At 64.4% G+C, this 16,751-nt stretch carries 13 protein-coding genes and 1 pseudogene; 13 read left to right on the top strand and 1 reads right to left on the bottom strand.

All coding sequences use genetic code 11. The features are described 5' to 3' along the window. Positions 1-7: 7 nt before the first annotated feature. The 10 genes from ABLE93_RS22910 (at position 8) to ABLE93_RS22865 (ending at position 14,423) form a co-directional block, all read left to right on the top strand. Entirely contained in the window at positions 8-973 is a 966-nt protein-coding gene (locus ABLE93_RS22910) for a CBASS cGAMP-activated phospholipase (protein WP_348842077.1), read from the top strand. Between the two features lie 4 nt (positions 974-977). Beyond that, positions 978-2,228, top strand: coding sequence for a nucleotidyltransferase domain-containing protein (locus ABLE93_RS22905; protein ID WP_348842076.1), 1,251 nt, complete (start codon positions 978-980; stop codon positions 2,226-2,228). Next, a complete protein-coding gene (locus tag ABLE93_RS22900; RefSeq protein WP_348842075.1) occupies positions 2,213-2,917 on the top strand; it encodes a hypothetical protein in 705 nt (234 codons plus the stop codon). Before ABLE93_RS22905 ends, ABLE93_RS22900 begins: the two co-directional genes overlap by 16 nt. A 281-nt stretch (positions 2,918-3,198) precedes the next feature. Next, positions 3,199-4,167 (top strand): ArdC family protein, encoded by a 969-nt coding sequence (locus tag ABLE93_RS22895; RefSeq protein WP_348842074.1) that lies wholly within the window; start codon positions 3,199-3,201, stop codon positions 4,165-4,167. A gap of 160 nt (positions 4,168-4,327) precedes the next feature. Continuing rightward, on the top strand, positions 4,328-6,472 hold the full coding sequence (locus tag ABLE93_RS22890) for a ParB/RepB/Spo0J family partition protein (protein ID WP_348842073.1): 2,145 nt from the start codon (positions 4,328-4,330) through the stop codon (positions 6,470-6,472). 105 nt (positions 6,473-6,577) lie between these two features. Continuing rightward, the gene (locus tag ABLE93_RS22885) at positions 6,578-6,994 is read left to right on the top strand and encodes a hypothetical protein (RefSeq protein ID WP_348842072.1); all 417 of its coding nucleotides are present in this window, start codon (positions 6,578-6,580) and stop codon (positions 6,992-6,994) included. Continuing rightward, complete coding sequence (locus ABLE93_RS22880; RefSeq protein WP_348842071.1) at positions 6,987-7,631, top strand: DUF8835 domain-containing pootine; 645 nt, start codon at positions 6,987-6,989, stop codon at positions 7,629-7,631. Before ABLE93_RS22885 ends, ABLE93_RS22880 begins: the two co-directional genes overlap by 8 nt. A 118-nt stretch (positions 7,632-7,749) precedes the next feature. Continuing rightward, a complete protein-coding gene (locus ABLE93_RS22875) occupies positions 7,750-12,084 on the top strand; it encodes a strawberry notch-like NTP hydrolase domain-containing protein (RefSeq protein ID WP_510183068.1) in 4,335 nt (1,444 codons plus the stop codon). Further along, a complete protein-coding gene (locus ABLE93_RS22870) occupies positions 12,084-13,145 on the top strand; it encodes a DUF7146 domain-containing protein (protein WP_348842069.1) in 1,062 nt (353 codons plus the stop codon). Before ABLE93_RS22875 ends, ABLE93_RS22870 begins: the two co-directional genes overlap by 1 nt. Before the next feature lie 354 nt (positions 13,146-13,499). Continuing rightward, positions 13,500-14,423, top strand: coding sequence for a DUF2493 domain-containing protein (locus ABLE93_RS22865; protein WP_348842068.1), 924 nt, complete (start codon positions 13,500-13,502; stop codon positions 14,421-14,423). A gap of 9 nt (positions 14,424-14,432) precedes the next feature. On the opposite strand, the gene ABLE93_RS22860 is transcribed toward ABLE93_RS22865, so the two are convergent. Further along, positions 14,433-14,789 carry a hypothetical protein gene (locus ABLE93_RS22860; RefSeq protein ID WP_348842067.1) on the bottom strand — a complete coding sequence of 119 codons (357 nt, stop codon included), beginning with the start codon at positions 14,787-14,789 and terminating at the stop codon, positions 14,433-14,435. A 325-nt stretch (positions 14,790-15,114) separates the two neighbouring features. Between ABLE93_RS22860 and ABLE93_RS22855 the strand changes: the two genes are divergently transcribed. The 3 genes and pseudogenes from ABLE93_RS22855 to ABLE93_RS22845 form a co-directional block, all read left to right on the top strand. Then, the gene (locus ABLE93_RS22855; RefSeq protein WP_011579877.1) at positions 15,115-15,279 is read left to right on the top strand and encodes a hypothetical protein; all 165 of its coding nucleotides are present in this window, start codon (positions 15,115-15,117) and stop codon (positions 15,277-15,279) included. A 138-nt stretch (positions 15,280-15,417) separates the two neighbouring features. Next, positions 15,418-15,858, top strand: a complete 441-nt coding sequence (locus ABLE93_RS22850) for a hypothetical protein (protein WP_348842066.1) — start codon at positions 15,418-15,420, stop codon at positions 15,856-15,858. A 611-nt stretch (positions 15,859-16,469) separates the two neighbouring features. After that, positions 16,470-16,628: pseudogene (locus ABLE93_RS22845) on the top strand (DUF736 family protein); the annotation flags it as partial. Positions 16,629-16,751: the final 123 nt, after the last annotated feature.

Genomic DNA, 16,751 nt, shown 5'->3' with positions numbered 1-16,751 from the left:
GCGTGCCTTGAAACGGATCCTGACAATCGATGGCGGCGGCATCCGGGGCACCTTCCCGGCGGCGTTCCTTGCCAATCTGGAGCGCGACCTGGATCAGCCCATTGGCCGCTACTTCGACCTTATTTCCGGCACCTCGACCGGCGGGATCATCGCCATCGGGTTGGCGCTCGGGATGCGCGCTGCGGACATTCTCAAGCTTTATGAAGACAAAGGGCCAGCGATTTTTGCTCAGTCGCGCGGCGGTATGATTGGCTGGTTGAGCCGACATCTGCGCAAAGGCCGGTGGTTGCTTTGGGGACCGAAATACAGCGCGCAACCTCTTTATGATGCGCTGCACGGCGTGCTCGGCGACCGCAAGCTCGGCGAAGCTCTAACGCGGTTGGTGATCCCCGCATGGCATCCCCAAACACAGGGCGTCTACATCTTCAAGACCGCTCACCATCCCCGCCTTCGGACGGATTACAAAGAACTCGCGATCGACGCTGCAATGGGTACCGCAGCAGCTCCAACCTATTTCGCGCAGCACGTTACTGCCAATGATGTGGGACTGGTCGACGGGGGACTCTGGGCCAATAACCCGACCGGTATTGCTGTCGTCGAGGCCATAGCGACACTTGGATGGCCCGCTGACGAAATCCGCGTGCTCAGCATCGGCTGCCTGGATGACGTAAAGGTCGTTCGGGAGGCTTACGGCGCAGCAAGCCTCGCGCCGCAGCTTGCAAGCCTTTTCATGGCGGGGCAGTCGCACGGCTCTCTCGGCATCGCCCAAATCCTTACCGGCGATCCGCACGAACGGCGCGCCATCTTTCGTGTCTCCCAGCCGGTACCTGACGGCTTTTATTCGCTCGACGACACTAGCCGCATACGAAGCCTCAAAGACCGTGCGTTCGCGGAAGCACGGATTCAAAAGCCGATCCTTCAACCGCAATTCTTCGGCGCACCGGCTGAGGAATTCATACCTTACTACAGGTGACGCCATGACCGTGTACAACGAGCGGCTTGCAAAGTCGCACGACGATATCCTGGAAGCGATAGCGGATGCTCTCGACATCCCGCCTTCGAAATTCGAGGAGGCGAAGAGCCGTTATGAAGCGATAGGCAACTGGCTCGATCGACCGGAATCCTCCATCGCCCAATTTGAGCCGTCGATCTCACCACAAGGGTCATTCCTGCTTGGTACGGTTACGCGGCCGTTCAATGACAACGAGGAATACGACGTCGATCTGGTGTGCAGACTCTTGGCAACGAAGGCCGATTTCACACAGAAGAGCCTAAAGGAGGCGGTTGGCCGCGAGGTCGCGCTTTATGCTCGTGCGCATGGCATGGCCGGCCCCGAGGAGCATCGCCGCTGCTGGCGCCTGAACTACGCCGCCGGCGCACAATTCCACATGGATGTCCTGCCGGCGCTGCCCGATGCGCAGCGCTACCAGGCGAGGCTCATCTTGGAGGGATACAGCACCCTTGCAAAAGACGACACATTGAGCGGCCAGGCCATCGCCATCACTGACAATTCTCTACCGCAATATGATCGGCCAACGGAGGATTGGCCGCAGAGTAATCCGACCGGCTACGCGGCTTGGTTTAGAAGCCGGATGCGCGTGCGCCTGACCGAAGCAAAACGCGCTCTAGCCAAGCGAGAGCGGATTACCGCCAGTGTCGACGAGATACCCGACTACAAGGTCAAGACGCCGCTGCAGCGGGCGATCCAGCTCCTGAAGCGCCATCGCGACTGCATGTTCACGGATGATGCAGAATACAAACCGATCTCGATCATCATCACCACGCTGGCCGCGCACGCTTACAATGAGGAGCTCACCATCTCGGCGGCCCTACAGAGCATCCTCACCGGCATGGACCGCTTTATCGAGGATCGCGGTGGCGTCGCTTGGGTAGCAAACCCGGTCAATCCAGCCGAGAACTTCGCCGACAAGTGGGCCGAGGAGCCCAAGAAGCGCGAGAATTTCTACCGCTGGCTCGATCAGGCACGGCAGGACTTCGCGCTTTATCTGCGAGCAAGCACATTCGACAAAATGCCCGAACTGCTCCGAGAGCACCTGGATACCAAGCTGGTCGATAGCACGATGTCTGCGGCGCTGCCCGTTTCCAGCCTCGCAGCCCCGGCGATCGCCTCGAGGCCGTCCAATGCCGATGACATGACGCGCGCCGAGCGCGCCGTCGAACTGATCAACCAAGCCGGACCGCAGTCGAAGCCTTGGGCAAAATTGTAAGAAAGCCGACCAAGCTGCTGACGCTGGAGGAAGCCAAGGCTGCCATCGCCTTTGACCAGCCGAAGCTGCACGCGTCACAGAATGGCAACCAAATATATATCGAGGGCAGCTTTCTCATTCTTGAGAAGGATGTCGTCGCGGCCCCAGGGGGACCGATCGCCGAATTCGACATCAGGATAGAGCTGCCCGATCTCTACCCTCGCCGCGAACCAAAGGTCTTCGAAGTCGGCGGCAGAGTTCCGCGTGAGGCGGCGCGTCACATTAACCCTGATGGCGACTGCTGCGTGACGGTGTGGGAGAACTGGCTGGTCACCGTAAATGACCATTCGATCGGGAACTTTCTCAGCGGCCCGCTCAATGAGTACTTCCTAGGACAACTTTGGTTTGAAAAGACTGGGCAATGGCCTTTTGGCGAAAGGGCTCACGGGTCATCCGGGCTCGAAGAGGCCTATGCGGATGCACTGGGAATTCCAAACCGGCGACGGAGCCTCCTTTACCACCTGCGACTGCTGTCCCAGGATTGGCCGAAAGGCCACTGGCCCTGTCCCTGCGGAAGCGGAAGACCCATGCGGAATTGCCACCGCGAGGAAACGATGAATATACACCAACGCGTTCCGCCGATTGTCGCCCGACAAATGCTGCGCCGGCTGAGTCCCGACAGAAAGGAGATGGCGAGCAGCGGATTTTAGCACCGCTGGGTATCAGCCTGCTCACTAAGCGACTGCTGATGCCCAAAGGCGAAGATGATGACAACACTGGATTTTACTGCGTCTAACCGCATCGCCTGCAGAATCGATAGCTGCGACGTCAATTGGGGAAAAGCATTCCCCTGCGGCTGAGCCATGTCTCAGCCGACCCCTTCTGCGGGAATCCTCCCCTAGCGCCCCGAGAGTGAGAGTGCAGGCCGGCTGTGCCGTGACGGGTTGAAGGCTGGGAGAGAGGCTTCCGGCACCCGTCGCGGAGACCCGCGATGTCGAAACTTGATCCACGCGCCCGGCCGAGCGCCGACCGGACGAGCCTTTATGACGAAATCACCGGCAAGATCCTGGCCGAACTGGAAGCCGGGCGACTGCCCTGGGTCCAGCCCTGGGGGACGGCCGCGGCCAAGGCGCCACTGGCCATGCCGACCAACGCCGCAACCGGGCGCGGCTATTCGGGGGTCAATGTGCTGATCCTCTGGGGCGCAGTGATCTCACTTGGCTTCCCGAGCCAAGGCTGGCTGACCTTCCGCCAGGCCCTGTCGCTCGGCGGCAATGTCCGAAAGGGCGAGCGCGGCACCACCGTCGTCTATGCCGACCGCTTCGTGCCGGACGATGAACGCCGTCGTGCGCGAGAGACCGGCGACGAGGCACAGGCGATCCCGTTCCTGAAGCGCTTCACGGTCTTCAACGTCGCTCAGTGTGACGGCCTGCCTGAGGACCTCGTGGCCGCCGTGCCGGCGCCCGAACCCGGGCTGATCGAGCCCACGGTCGACGCGCTGATCCGGGCGAGCGGGATCGACTTTCGCATCGGCGGCGACCGGGCCTACTACGCGCCGGGACCTGACTATGTGACGGTGCCGCCGCCTCAGGCCTTCTTCGAGCCCATCAACTGGCATCGCACGGCGCTGCATGAATGCGCCCATGCCAGCGGCGCGGCCCATCGGCTGGGACGCGATCTCACAGGATCGTTCGGCTCCAAGAAATACGCGTTCGAGGAACTGGTGGCCGAAATCGCCTCGGCCTTCTGCTGCGCCGCCCTCGGCATCGCCCCGACCGTCCGCCACGCCGACTACATCGGATCATGGGCCGAGGTCCTGCGCGAGGACAATCGCGCCATCGTCCGTGCAGCCAGTCAGGCAAGCAAGGCAGCGGACTGGTTGCTGGCCTTCGCCCCACAAACGGGCGAACCGGGTCAGGCAATTGCCACCACCCCCGAGGCCGCACGCCAGGCGGCCTGACCCACTCGCATACACTCCAAGCATCGGCGCAGTCCCGTCTTTCCGGCTCTACGGCGTTCCGGCTTTCCGGAAGCGATGAGAGGAAGAGGGCTGCGCCGATTTTCGTGACGGGTTGGAGGTCGGGAGAGAGGCTCCCGGCCGCCCGTCGCGGAGACCTGTCATGGCCACTGCCTTTCAAAAGATCATCCTCTCGCCATCGCGCGACATCCCCTTCAACAAGCTCACGCTCTCGCAGGCGAACGTCAGGCGCATCAAAGCCGGTGTGTCTATCGACGAACTCGCCGAGGACATCGCGCGCCGCGGTCTCCTGCAGAGCCTCAACGTCCGTCCTATCATCGATGCCGATGGCACGGAGACCGGCCTGTACGAGATCCCGGCCGGTGGGCGTCGCTACCAGGCGCTCGAGCGTCTGGTGAAGCAGAAGCGCCTCGCCAAGACAGCCGCAGTGCCGTGCGTGGTGCGCGATCCCGCGACGCCGATTCTGGCCGAAGACGACTCCCTCGCAGAGAACCTTCAGCGTGCCCCGCTCCACCCGCTCGATCAGTTCCGGGCGTTCCAGGCGCTGCGCGACAAGGGCCAGTCCGAGGAAGACATTGCCGCGGCCTTCTTCACCTCCGCTCATGTGGTGAAGCAGCGTCTGCGCCTTGCCGGCGTCTCGCCGAAGCTTCTCGACATCTATGCCGAGGACGGCATGACGCTGGAGCAGCTGATGGCCTTCACGGTCAGCGCCGACCATCCTAGGCAGGAACAGGTCTGGGAGACGATCGCAGGCTCCTGGTCCAAGGAGCCCTATCAGATCCGCCGCATGCTGACCGAGAAGACGGTGCGCGCGTCGGACCGCCGCGCCATGTTCGTCGGGCTCGATGCCTATGAAGCCGCTGGCGGCACGGTCCTGCGCGATCTCTTCCAACAGGACGATGGCGGCTGGCTCGCCGATGTCGCCCTGCTCGATACCCTGGTTGCCGCCAAGCTGAAGACAGAGGCTGAGGCCATCGCGGCCGAAGGTTGGAAGTGGATCGAGGTCGCTGCCGACTTCCCCTACGGTCACACCCACGGTCTGCGCCAGATCGACGGTGTCGCCGCCGAACGATCGGCTGACGAGCAGGCGACGATCGACGCGCTCAACGCTGAGTATCAGCGGCTCGAAGCCGAGTACGAAGGTGCGGACGAATTGCCAGACGAGGTCGATGCGCGGCTCGGCGAGATCGAGGCCCAGCTGGATGAGCTCGACACCCGGTCGGTGATCTTTGATCCCTGCGATATCACGCGTGCTGGCGTCTTCGTGAGCATCGGCGCGGACGGCAGGCTCCTGGCCGACCGCGGCTATGTTCGCCCGGACGATGAGGCGCCCCTCGTCCTGCCCGATGACGAGACCGGTGGCGCTACGGCGGCGACCGGCGCCCAAGCCGGCGAACCCGGACCGAGCGGCACGTCCCGCACCGTCATCACGGTCGGCGGGCAGACGATCGAAAGCGAGGACGAAGAGGACGACGTTATCAAGCCGTTGCCCGAGCGCCTGGTGATCGAACTGACCGCCCATCGCACGCTCGCGCTGCGCGACGCCGTGGCGAGTAACCCACGGATCGCGCTGACGGCGCTGCTGCACAAGCTCGTCATCGACACATTCCAGCGCACCAGCACCGGCGGCGGATGCCTCGAAGCGTCCGTGCGACACGTCTTCTTCCCCGCGCAGGCCGCCGACCTCAAGGACAGCCCCTCCGCATGCGCGATCGCGGAGCGTCACGACGCCTGGAAGGCCGATCTTCCCCAGGACGATCAGGCGCTCTGGGACTGGCTGTCGGCACTCGACGATGCGAGCCGACTCGCGCTGCTCGCTCATTGCGTGAGCTTCGGCGTCAACGCGCTTTACGAGAAGCCGAACCCCTACGGGGGGAACGGCGTGTCCCAGCACGGGCTCGAACGCCGTCTCGCCCAGGCCGACCGGCTCGCGCGGGAGACTGGTCTCGACATGGTGGAGGCCGGATGGCGTCCTTCGGTCGACAATTATCTCGGCCGGGTCCCGAAGCACCGCATCGTCGAGGCCGTGCGTGAGGGCGCGGGAGACCGGGCTGCGCAGCTCATCGAGCATCTGAAGAAGGCTGAAATGGCCAAGGAAGCCGAACGCCTTCTCGCCGACGCCCGGTGGCTGCCCGAGCCGCTGCGGCTCGCCGACACGGACACATCCTCCGAACCGGCCGAACCCGAAGCTGAGGCGAGCTCCGTGGATCTGCCGGCGTTTCTCTCAGGTGACGAGGAAGCTTCGGACGAAGATCCCGAGCCGCTCCCGGCCATCGCAGCCGAGTAGCCGATCCAGGCGGGACCGCTCCGGTGGTCCCGCATCTTTCCTCACACGCCCCTTCCATAAGCCCGGTCGCCACGCCGGGCTTTTCCATTTTCGTGGGAGACTGTCATGGCAGATTTTTTCACGCACTTCTCGTGCCTGCTCGACGTCGGCACAGCTCAGAACGCCGCGCGCGCACTCGATCTCTACAATGCCCTGTCCGAAGCCGGCGCGTCGGAAGAACCGCCGTCGGAGGGCTTCCTTATCTCCATCCAGCCGGAGCACGGCGGCTCGCAGCTCTGGCTACGGGATGACGTCTCCGGCGATCCCGAACGGCTGATCCAGTTCGTGAAACTCTGCGCCGCGGAATTCAGCCTCAAGGGCCGTTGGGGCTTCCAATACGCCAATACCTGCTCGCGGCCCCGGCTCAATGCGTTCGGTGGCGGTGCGCACGTCCTCGACCTCGGCACGGGTGAGACCCTCGGATGGATCGACACCGATGGCTGGCTCGCCGCCGCGGTGGATGGAGGTAATCCCGATGTCTGAGATCATCGAAACCACCGTCTATCGCCTCGACGAACTCTCCGCTGCTGCGAAGGACGCCGCGCGCGGATGGTACCGCGACGGCAGCTTCGATTATGACTGGTTCGAGTTCGCCTATGACGACTTCGAACGCATTTGCATGATCCTCGGCATCAGCCTCAGGAGGCGCCCTGTCCGACTGTTCGGCGGTAGCACCCGCTCGAAACCCTGCATCTGGTTTTCGGGCTTCTGGAGCCAGGGCGACGGAGCCTGCTTCGAGGGCGACTACCGACACGCGAGATCCGCCGCCGGCCGCATCCGGGCCTATGCACCGACGGATACCGCGCTTCACCGGATCGCCGATACCCTCCAGGCCGTTCAGAGGCGCAACTTCTACCAGCTCCGAGCCACGATGACCCACCGGGGGCGCTACTATCACGAGCATTGCATGGCCATCATGGTCGATCGCGACAGTCCCGTAGGTCAGGACATGACCGCCGATGCAGAAGATGCCGTGTCGGAAGCGCTCCGCGATCTGGCCCGCTGGCTCTACCGCCAGCTCGAACGGGAATACGAGCATCTGACCTCGGACGAGGTGGTCGACGAGGCGATTGCGGCGAACGGCTACACCTTCACCGAAGCGGGCCGGCGCTTCGGCTGATTCAGCCTGCCGCTCGCACGTCGAGAGGCAGAGGGGGCCGGGACGGGTTTGAGCCCGGACGGTCGAGAGAGAGCGGCCGAGGGCTTGCCCTGTTCCCGCTCTCCTCGAGGTCTTCCCCATGCACGATCGTTCCGCACCATGCGCGCAAGAACATAGGCCGGCGTCTCATCTGCCACGCGTCGACCGAATGGCGGCCCTGCTCGATGCCGCCCGATCCATCCTCGTCCATCTCGAAGCCGGCCGACGTGTCGACGCCACCCTGCTTCGTGACGCGATGGAAGCGAGCTTCAACGCGAGCGACGCTGCCGGAGCCTGGGACTGGAAGCTGGCCTACGACGCCTGCGAGGCAGCGACCGTTCTCTTCCTCCGCAAATACGGCAAAGCGCTTTTGCACAAAGCCGGCTCTCCGGCCGCTGCCCTGCCGCTGGTCGCCAAAGTCGCCGGTCTGCTTCCCACGCAGACCCGCCGCTCCCTCGAAAGCGAGACGTTCCAGCAATTCTCGACGCCGATCCCGCTCGGATTCATCGCGTCGCGCGCGGCCGGCATCACACCTGCCGACCATGTGCTCGAGCCTTCCGCCGGGACCGGTTTGCTCGCCATTCTGTCCGAGATTGCGGGCGCTACTTTGGTCCTCAACGAACTGGCGGAAATCCGCGCCAGCCTCCTGTCCTCCCTCTTCCCGGCGGTCGCAGTCACGCGCTTCGACGCAGCGCAGATCGACGATCATCTGCACCCGGCTATGGTCCCGTCGGTCGTGCTGATGAACCCGCCATTCTCGGCGATGGCGAACGTCTCCGGTCGCATGGCCGACGCAGCTCTGCGACACATCGCATCCGCGCTCGCCCGCCTCGCCGAGGGCGGGCGCTTGGTGGCCATCACCGGCGCCAATGTCAGCCCGGAGCATCCCGCCTGGCGCGACGCGTTCATCCGACTGCAGGAGCTCGGGCGCGTCGTATTCACCGCGAGCATCGACGGCGCCGTCTACGCCAAGCACGGCACAACCATCGAGACGCGGCTCACCGTCTTCGACAAGCTGCCAGCAGACGATCCGGCCCGGTTTCCCGCATCACAGGGTCAAGCACCCGACACGCAGACGCTTATGGGCTGGGTCACGGATCACGTTCCCCCACGGCTCACACTGGCGGGTTCGGTCGCCCTGCCGGCACCGTCGGCGATGGCGCCGAAGCAGGTTGCCTGTCCGATTGCGCGCAGCACCGCGAACGCGCCGCAGAGGTCATCACTCGAGGAACCGGTTTACCTGGACCTCGCCTATGAGACCCTTGACTGGAAGCCGGCCGAGGGCGGTCGGCTGACCGACGCCATCTACGAGGAATACGGACTTCAGACGATCCGCATTCCCGGCTCTCAGGCCCATCCGACCAAGCTCGTGCAATCGGCGGCCATGGCGTCGGTCGCACCGCCCAAGCCAAGCTATCGTCCACGCGTGCCTGAACGGCTCATCAACGAGGGCGTACTGTCGGATGCGCAGCTCGAAACCATGATCTATGCCGGCGAGGCGCATATGGGCTTTCTCAGCGGCGCCTGGACTGTCGACGCGACGTTCGATGTCGTCTCTGCCGCACCTGACGAGGCGGCATCCGCCGTCCGCTTCCGGCGCGGTTTCATGCTCGGCGACGGCACGGGCGCGGGCAAGGGGCGCCAGTCCGCCGCCATAATCCTCGACAACTGGCTGCACGGTCGGCGCAAGGCCGTCTGGATCTCGAAGTCGGACAAGCTGATCGAGGATGCGCAGCGCGACTGGTCGGCCCTGGGCATGGAGCGCCTGCTCGTGACGCCGCTCTCCCGCTTCCCGCAGGGACGGCCGATCACACTGCCGGAAGGCGTCCTATTCACCACCTATGCCACGCTGCGGTCCGATGAGAAGGCCGACAAGGTTTCGCGCGTCCGCCAGATCGTCGATTGGTTGGGCTCCGATTTCGACGGGGTGATCATCTTCGACGAGAGCCATGCCATGCAAAACGCCGGCGGCGGAAAGGGAGAACGAGGCGATGTCGCTCCGTCGCAGCAGGGCCGTGCCGGCTTGCGGCTCCAGCACGCCCTCCCCGCGGCTCGAATCGTCTACGTCTCGGCGACAGGCGCCACCACCGTCCACAATCTCGCCTATGCCCAGCGTCTCGGCCTGTGGGGCGGCGAGGATTTCCCGTTCGCCACCAGGGCCGAATTCGTCGCTGCCATCGAGGCCGGCGGTGTTGCAGCGATGGAGGTGCTGGCCCGCGATCTTCGCGCCCTCGGCCTCTATACCGCCAGATCCCTGTCCTATGACGGGGTCGAGTACGAGCTGGTTGAGCACGCGCTCACCGACGAGCAACGCCGCATCTATGACGCCTATGCTGGCGCGTTCTCGATCATCCACAACAACCTCGATGCGGCGATGCGCGCCGCGAACATCACCAGCGAGACCGGCACGCTCAACCCGCGCGCCAAATCTGCCGCCCGTTCGGCCTTCGAAAGCACCAAGCAGCGCTTCTTCGGGCACCTGCTGACCTCGATGAAGACCCCAACGCTGATCCGCTCGATCCAGCGCGATCTCGATGACGGGCACGCGGCTGTCGTCCAGATCGTCTCCACCGGCGAGGCACTGATGGAGCGGCGACTGGCCGAGGTGCCGACCGAGGAATGGAACGACGTGCGCGTCGACATCACGCCGCGCGAATATGTGCTGTCTTACCTTCAACACTCCTTCCCGGTGCAGCTCTACGAGCCGTTCACCGACGCGGATGGCAATCTCTCTTCGCGACCTGTCACCCGCGACGGCCAGCCCGTCGAAAGCCGTGAAGCGGTCGCCCGGCGTGACCGGCTGATCGAGAAACTCGCAAGCCTGCCGCCGGTGCCTGGCGCGCTCGATCAGATCGTCCAGCGCTTCGGAGTGGACTTGGTTGCCGAGGTGACCGGGCGATCGCGGCGCATCATCCGCAAAGGTGATCGGCTCATGGTCGAGAACCGTCCGGGCTCCGCTAACCTCGCCGAGACCGCTGCCTTCATGGATGATGCCAAGCGCATCCTCGTGTTTAGTGATGCTGGCGGCACCGGGCGCAGCTATCACGCCGATCTCGCGGCGCGTAACCAGCGCCTTCGCATCCACTATCTCCTCGAGCCGGGCTGGAAAGCCGACGCCGCCATTCAGGGCCTTGGTCGCACCAACCGCACCAACCAGGCGCAGCCGCCGCTGTTTCGTCCGATCGCAACCGACGTGAAAGCCGAGAAGCGCTTCCTGTCGACCATTGCCCGCCGGCTCGACACGCTCGGGGCAATCACCCGCGGCCAGCGCCAGACCGGCGGACAGGGCCTCTTCAGACCCGAGGACAATCTCGAAAGCCCGCACGCGCGCGACGCGCTGCGCCAACTTTACCTGCTGATCGTTCGCGGCAAGGTCGATGGCTGCCCGCTCCAGCTCTTCGAGAGCGCCACCGGCCTCAGCCTGATGGACGACACGGGCATCCGCGACGAGCTGCCGCCGATCACGACCTTTCTCAATAGGTTGCTGGCGCTGACGATCGACCTGCAGGGCATATTGTTCACCGCCTTCGAGCAGCTTCTCAATGCCCGGATTGCCGGAGCACTGGCCAGCGGCACCTATGACATCGGGCTGGAAACGCTGAAGGCCGAAAGCTTCGTCGTCACCGACCGGCACACCATCTACACGCATCCCGCCACTGGCGCGGAAACCCGCTTGCTGACGATCACCCAGCGCGAGCGCAACCGGCCCCTGTCGCTCGACCAAGCCTTCGAGCTTCTCGCCGATCCACGTGCAGCTCTGCTGATCAACGAGCGATCCGCCAGGGCGGCGGTTCAGGTGCCTGCCCCGAGCATCATGCTGGATGATGGCGAAATCGAACGCCGGGTGCGCTTGCTCCGGCCGATGGAACATCACCATGCATCGCTGGCGTCGATGGCGGAAAGCCATTGGCGGGCGGCCGATCGCGAGGTCTTCGCGGTGGCGTGGCAGCGCGAACTGAGGCAGATCCCCGAGTTCACCGACAGCACGATCCATGTCGTCGCCGGGCTCTTGCTCCCGATCTGGAAGCGTCTCCCGGATGAGTGCACGCGTGTCTATCGCCTCCAGACGGACGACGGTGAACGCATCATCGGGCGACGCGTGTCTCCAGCCTGGGCGGCCAACGCACTCGCGATCGGAGCGCCCACGCTGACGGCAGCCAATGCCTTTGCAGCCTTGGTGGCAGGCAGCACCGTCCTCGACCTCACCGAGGGCCTCCAGCTTCATCGCGCTCGGGTGATGGGCATCCACCGCATCGAGCTATCGGGCTTCTCCGAAACGATGCGCGATCGCCTCCGGTCCTACGGCCTGTTCCACGAGATCATCTCCTGGAAGCTCAGGATGTTCGTTCCAACCGACGCGACCGGCGTGGCCGTTCTTGCCAAGGTGATGGAGCGCTATCCGGTCACGCGGATCTCTGAACGGGAGGCCGCGTGATGGCCAGCTTGGACGCATCCGATCTTGCGGCCCGCCTCGCCGGCCAAGCCGAAGCCGTGTGCCGGCACTATTTGTCCAACGGCACAAGGCAGGGAGGCTACTGGCTGGTAGGCGACGTTCGCAACACGCCGGGCCGCTCAATGTTCGTGCGGCTCAAGGGGCCGCAGACGGGTAAGGGCGTCGCCGGCAAGTGGACCGACGCCGCCACCGGCGAGCATGGCGATCTGCTCGATATCATTCGCGAAACCTGCGGCCTTCCCGACTTCAAGCAGGTCGCCGAGGAAGCGCGGCGCTTTTTGAGCCTCCCGCATCCAGAGCCCGCACGAGAGTCGCGGCGGGCTAGGACGTTCGCGGCGCCAATGGGTTCACCAGAAGCCGCGAGGCGTCTCTTCGCGATGGCACAGCCGATCAACCGTACACTCGCCGAGACGTATCTGCGCAGACGCGGCATTACGTCTTTGCACGAAACCGGATCGCTGCGCTTTCATCCCCGCTGCTTCTTCCGCCCCGATGAGCATTCCCCGACCGAGATCTGGCCGGCGATCATCGCAGCCGTCACGGATCTCAATGGCGAGCTCACTGGCGCACATCGCACCTGGCTGGACCCCGGCGGCTTCAACGAAGCGACCTTAGGCAAGGCGCCCGTCGAGACACCAAGACGGGCGATGGGCAATCTCCTCGGATCTGCCGTGCGCTTCGGACTCCCGGGCTCGGTGATGGCGGCCGGCGAAGGCGTCGAGACCATGCTGTCGCTGCGCTGCGTCCTGCCGAACATGCCAATGGCAGCCGCGCTGTCGGCGGCGCATCTGGCTGCCATCCAGTTCCCCGACACCCTGCACCGGTTGTATGTCGCGCGTGATGACGATCCCGCCGGCGATGCAGCGGTGAGGACCTTGATGACCCGCGCGGAGGAAGCGGGCATCGAGGCGGTCATCCTGTCTCCGACCCTCGGCGACTTCAATGAAGACCTCCGGCTGCTGGGACTCGCAGCGCTCCGGGCGGCCATCCGTGTCCAGGTCGCGCCCCAGGAAATCGCACGCTTCATGGAGCACGCAGCTTAACCGCGATGGAGGCAGGCGGCTGCCGGTCGAGCACTTCGATCAACGCTCGCATCTGGGATGACCGTTTCGCCAGAGGACCGCGCCCCGGCCTTCCAGAGGGCGATCGGCCATCAGACGGTCCATCCCGGCAACCTTGTGGCCGACTATTTTCCGGCGGCCCGTTCCACCCCACGCGGTGAAGCCGCGCGGGGACCCCGGCTCGGGCCTTTCCATCGCGAGACAAAATAGCCTGCCCCTACGGTCCTTCTCTCACGCTGCGGCCCCTCGCTTCGCTCCGGGTGCCAGTCCAGCCCGTCCGACGGCTTCGTCGCCATGAAGGCCGCGGCGGTCGCGGTCCAGCGAACGGAGCTTCCCATGAGCGAGCACGACGAATTTGAGCCCGACCACATCTCTTCTCCCACCGACCACGTTCTGACCGAGCTTCAGCTCTACGGCTTCCATCCCCGCGACGATGAACCCGATCCTCGACCAATTCCGGAAGATCGCGTGATCGCCGGCGCCGTCGCCGACATCTTCGACGCGCTGATTGCCACCATGGCCGATACCGGCCTCGACGCTGATCTCGACGACCTGCTGTGGTCAACGGTCAACACCTTCCACCGCGCCGTCGAACGGGTCGAACGCACACTCGACGACAACGAGCAGGCGCAGAAGCAAGGGCAGCGCGAACAGGACGGCTCCGAGGTGAAGGCCGTGCAGCTCGAAGCGCTGATCGCCACCGGACAGCGGCTCATCGAACGCCGCGACGCCCTCGAACTCTTTCGTGACACCGGCGCCGACCTTTACCGGAAAACGACCGGCTCGAACTGGTCTCCCCGCCACGGCTCACGCGTCAACCATCGACAGCTCACCTCTGCGATGATCGACAGCCGCGACTTCATCGCCGCCCGCAAACGCGCCGATCGCGAGGTGCTGCTGCCCGCCGGACCGAAGATCGCGCTGACCGGCGGGCTCGACTTCAACGACCATCAACTGATCTGGGCCAAGCTCGACCAGGTCCGCATGAAGCATCCCGACATGGTGCTGATGCACGGCAAATCTCCGAAAGGGGCCGAGAAAATCGCCGCCCGCTGGGCCGACCACCGCGGCGTCGCGCAGATCGGCTTTGCCCCCGACTGGACCAGGCACGGCCGTTCAGCCCCGTTCAAGCGCAACGATCAGATGCTGGACGTGCTGCCGATCGGGGTCATCGTCTTCCCCGGCACCGGCATCCAGGACAACCTGGCCGATAAGGCGAAGAAGCTCGGCATCCCGGTCTGGAGGTTCGGCGGCGCGTGAGCGCCGCCTTTAGCCGAACAAAAGCTGTGGCTGCGTGGGCAGCATGACCCACTCTACGATGTTGCCCGCCATTATCGTGAAGCCACGATCTCGCAGGGCGGCGGCGTCTGCATCGCTCAACCGGCATTGGGTTCCGTGGCTTGATGAGCCGTCCAAATTTACCACACCTATTTCTGCCCCTCTGCGCCCGTATATATGCGCATGCGTCTGCCCAACGCCGTGTGTCGGCTGGTCGATACGGATGTTTCTGTCGAAACGGCCGTTCACCCATTTGCCTTCGTCAAGCCGCTCGAAACTTTCGTCATCTTTGGACAAAATTATTTCGGTCAGCATCGGCAAATTTACAAAATCACGAAACCTCAACATCCCTCTCCCCTTTGCTTTCGACGACCGCTTTCTGCCCTATTCATGCATGAGAGAAATCGGATGCGGGATACCGCAAACTGCTATGGCCACGCTACTGGTCATCGACCGGCCGCACTGGCGCCGGAGGCAGAGCCACCGCCCCGCTTTTGTGCGCTCATCCTTGGTCCAACCGAGGGCCTGACGCCATCAACCCATGAAGGGTCGGCTACGCCCATTGCGTGCCGCCGCTTCGTCTTCGCCTGCGCGGTGATTGCGGCCCTCGGCCGGACACTTCGGGCGCCTGTCAGCGGGGGATGGTCCTCCGCTCGGAACAGGAGCCGGACCGATGTCCCTCGACGCCGCTTATGCCTTCGCAAACAGCCTCGCTGGCACCCTGATGGTCGCCATCATCATCTTCCGAGCGGGCGACGGCACGCTGTCTGTCACTCCCTGCAACGAGTTCGACGGCGATGCCGAGGTCGTGGCCGAGATCGATCCGTTCGACGTCTGACGTCTGGCAGAACAGCTTCGCGGGCGGAGATCGGTTCGATTTCCGCTCCCGAAGCACGTCGAATTTCGCTATACTCTGCAATGCGCCTTGGTGGTGGTTGGCGCACCCGTCAGACCTATTCTTACGGAGGCCACCACCATGATCGTCTTCGCCATTCTCGGTTCGCTTGCCGCCATCGGCGTGCTTTGCTGGCTTTTGTTCACGCTTGCCGTCTTTGCGCTTCCAGCTTTCATCGGCGTCAGCGCGGGCATCTGGGCGCATGAGACCGGCGCCGGCCTGCTCGGTGCCATCGTCATCGGCGCCGTTGGCGCCGGTATCGCACTCGGCGTCGGCCAGCTTCTGCTCGCCATCCTGCGACCGGCCTGGCTGAAACTCCTCGTCGCCTCGGCTTTTGTCGCGCCCGCAGCCATCGCGGGCTTTCACGCGACGCATGGCATCGTGAAGCACACCATGCCGTCGGAAACCTGGCAGCTCGTGTTCTCGGTCATCGGGGCGATTGCCGTTGCGGTCACGACCTTCATCCGCGTGACGTCGCTCACCCCGCCAGGATCGACCAGCCGGGGCGTTGCCAATGCCTGAATGCCGAACTGACCGCAGAGCCGGACCAGAAAGCGGACGTGCGCCACGCACCAACCATCGACCGACCTGATGTGGGATCGGGCGAAAGGGCGCGCACGTCAGCGCGCAACCTGTCATGGCGCAGGGCTCGCTGATCGTCTGATCCCCGGCTACTCATTCGCCGACTGACCAAAACGCAGGCTGACGGGCGTCACCGGTCAGGCGCCCCTCATCAGCAGGACAAGACGTGTCAGCTCAGAGCTCAGAAACGCCGATCGCGTGAACCGCGCATGCCAATTCGGCCGATGCCCTGCGCCGCCACGTCATCCCCTCGGGATCTAGCCAGATCGAGCGCACCCGAGCGGCCTCTTCAATGGCCTGATCTGGCCGAAGACCGGCTCACGCCTCGCTCGCCAATGGCGCAACAGCGGCGTCACAACTTTCTTCCCCTGCCGGCTGCGCCGTCATTCCTCGCGGAACAAGAAAGTTCCTCCTTTGCTGTCAGGCCCCAAGCCTACCCCAGCGAACTGGGGCCCCGAGGCTGGGGTGCGCCGCCGAGCGTCTCCGGCCCGCCGATCGCCATCGAGGCCGCAATGGTGCGGGCTCGAGACTTCAGATCGAGGAGAAATGACATGGCCACCATCGGCACCTTCAAGAAGACCGGCACGAACGAGTTCACCGGCGAGATCGTCACCCTGAGCGTTCAGGCCAAGAACGTCCGAATCGTCCCCGAGACCCGGGCCACCGGCGAGAACGCCCCCAGCCACCGCGTCCTGGTCGGTCGCGCCGATTATGCGGAGAGCGGGATTATGCAGAGCGCCGGCCTGTAAGGTCTGTGTTGCCGCCGGTTTCGGCGGGGGTTCTGCTCCGCATAATTGCGGGCTGGAAGGTGGGCGCCCCGCGGGAAGCGGAGC

This window comes from Xanthobacter pollutisoli, from assembly GCF_040044995.1.
GTDB lineage: Bacteria > Pseudomonadota > Alphaproteobacteria > Rhizobiales > Xanthobacteraceae > Xanthobacter.
This window is presented reverse-complemented; position numbering and strand designations above follow the sequence as displayed.

Bases quoted from the DNA above. Each gene is read 5' to 3' on its own strand.
- ABLE93_RS22905 (WP_348842076.1), top strand. From the start codon at position 978: ATGACCGTGTACAACGAGCGGCTTGCAAAGTCGCACGACGATATCCTG.
- ABLE93_RS22895 (WP_348842074.1), top strand. From the start codon at position 3,199: ATGTCGAAACTTGATCCACGCGCCCGGCCGAGCGCCGACCGGACGAGC.
- ABLE93_RS22890 (WP_348842073.1), top strand. From the start codon at position 4,328: ATGGCCACTGCCTTTCAAAAGATCATCCTCTCGCCATCGCGCGACATC.
- ABLE93_RS22885 (WP_348842072.1), top strand. From the start codon at position 6,578: ATGGCAGATTTTTTCACGCACTTCTCGTGCCTGCTCGACGTCGGCACA.
- ABLE93_RS22880 (WP_348842071.1), top strand. From the start codon at position 6,987: ATGTCTGAGATCATCGAAACCACCGTCTATCGCCTCGACGAACTCTCC.
- ABLE93_RS22875 (WP_510183068.1), top strand. From the start codon at position 7,750: ATGCACGATCGTTCCGCACCATGCGCGCAAGAACATAGGCCGGCGTCT.
- ABLE93_RS22870 (WP_348842069.1), top strand. From the start codon at position 12,084: ATGGCCAGCTTGGACGCATCCGATCTTGCGGCCCGCCTCGCCGGCCAA.
- ABLE93_RS22865 (WP_348842068.1), top strand. From the start codon at position 13,500: ATGAGCGAGCACGACGAATTTGAGCCCGACCACATCTCTTCTCCCACC.
- ABLE93_RS22860 (WP_348842067.1), bottom strand. From the start codon at position 14,789: ATGTTGAGGTTTCGTGATTTTGTAAATTTGCCGATGCTGACCGAAATA.
- ABLE93_RS22855 (WP_011579877.1), top strand. From the start codon at position 15,115: ATGTCCCTCGACGCCGCTTATGCCTTCGCAAACAGCCTCGCTGGCACC.
- ABLE93_RS22850 (WP_348842066.1), top strand. From the start codon at position 15,418: ATGATCGTCTTCGCCATTCTCGGTTCGCTTGCCGCCATCGGCGTGCTT.